General features: G+C 38.3%; 2 protein-coding genes and 1 pseudogene. 1 reads left to right on the top strand and 2 read right to left on the bottom strand.

Going from position 1 to position 1,592, the window contains the following annotated elements:
• A pseudogene (locus tag C9J45_RS21315) lies at window positions 1–133 on the bottom strand (integrase); the annotation flags it as partial.
• Window positions 134–348: 215 nt separating this feature from the next.
• Here C9J45_RS21315 and C9J45_RS21310 point away from each other — a divergent pair.
• Window positions 349–900: a hypothetical protein gene (locus C9J45_RS21310; RefSeq protein ID WP_107245289.1), complete on the top strand. Its 552-nt coding sequence runs from the start codon at window positions 349–351 to the stop codon at window positions 898–900.
• Between the two features lie 311 nt (window positions 901–1,211).
• On the opposite strand, the gene C9J45_RS21860 is transcribed toward C9J45_RS21310, so the two are convergent.
• Window positions 1,212–1,343, bottom strand: a complete 132-nt coding sequence (locus tag C9J45_RS21860) for a hypothetical protein (RefSeq protein ID WP_255418472.1) — start codon at window positions 1,341–1,343, stop codon at window positions 1,212–1,214.
• Window positions 1,344–1,592 lie beyond the last annotated feature (249 nt).

Genomic DNA, 1,592 nt, shown 5'->3' with positions numbered 1-1,592 from the left:
CCAGTTGATGGGTAATGCGACGTAGAGCACGACTATAAGCATCAATCGTAGCGGGGCGTTTACCTTGCAAGGTGAGATGGGTAAGGTGTTGTTCATAAAGATAATCTGAACGATGTTGCTGTGCTTTGTTCATGATAAATATTCCTTTTTTAAAGGTATATTTACCGTAGTCGAGCTTATGGGCTTTCACTCTGCCGCGCAGCGGCTTCGTTCAACAAGGGCTTCAAGGGGACTAAAAACACTGGATCAATTTTTAGTCTATTCAAATTTTGGCGCTTAAGGCGGTTAGATCGAGTGAATCGTGTGTTTTTCGCCCCTTAAGCCGACGTTATGTGCTAAGGAGTAATTTTGAAGTTTCGATTAATACTGATTGCTTTAGTCTTTACGGCTAGTTCTGTTTACGCAAATGATATGCCTTCAGAGGTGCTTGCACTTAAAAAAGCATTTCAAGCTATACCTGGAATTAGGAGTGCCGAAGTAGGTAAACATCATTTCTCGAAAGAAGATATTGTTACATTAAACGAGGTCTATTTTTCTGGGGAATATGCTGATCTACCAATATCAATGTATAGGAGGAGTGGAGGAAACCTTAATAATGAAATTTTAATTAATGTTGCCTTTGAGATTCAAAAAAATGCATTAGGATTACAAGCATTAGAATTTCTCTCATGGTGGGTTCGTGACCTATCTAGGTCAGGTGATAATGTTCAAATTCGAGCTATTGGTTTGCCGCCCATTGTAGGTGACAAAGTCCAGCTCGGTGATACTTTAAGTTTTTGGTTCGAAGCCTATATCGTAACAGAAAGAGAAGATATGGGGCTTGTTCTAAATGAAATTTCTGACCTAACACAATCGCTAAATACTAGCTTTAACCTATACAAATCAGCATTCAATCAATAGTCACATAACAGATAAGGATATGTGTTGCGAAGCCGACACCTATCCGAAGTGTTGGACAAGCCCAAGCCACCTTATATAAGTAAATATTGGAAATAGCATGAAGGGTGATGACAAAAAGAAGTCGAGCGTTATCCTTGGTGTGAACCAATAATATTAATACCCTGATGTATAATAAAATTCTCTTTAATTATGAAGCGTGAAAGCCATTATCCTTATTATTTAACATCGGTTATCTGGGTCGAAATATTCCCGTTAATTGCATGACATGTTGGCAGCAGGGGCAAAAGGGTTGGGCTTTTATACGTACCGTTTTATTCGGTGAGGGCAACGTCTGTTTGCCCGGATAACATGAACATAAATTGGATCGCTTGAAGCTGTGTCTTATCATCACCACAAGCCGCAATAATGCCTAAACATGGAGATGAACCCTTCTTTGTCGCCACCTCTCTTATCTCCATTTCCTTTCTTTGCGAGCTTCAGATAATCCTATTTCAATAAGGCGAGATGCTTTTGTTTTCTGCTAATGAAGCAACCTGTTTATTTACCCAGTTATAATGGAAATCGTAAATTTTGCCGATTAAGTCTCGTTTTTAATCAGAAAATTTTCTTAATTATCTCAGTAGGTGCTTTTAACTTATTGATATTAAATAACTAGCTTTGCTGTTTGTGTATTTAATCCGATGGACAAAATA

Source organism: Photobacterium sp. GB-1, from assembly GCF_003026165.1.
GTDB lineage: Bacteria > Pseudomonadota > Gammaproteobacteria > Enterobacterales > Vibrionaceae > Photobacterium.
The sequence above is the reverse complement of the archived record's forward strand: the minus strand, read 5'-3'. Positions and strand labels throughout refer to the sequence as shown.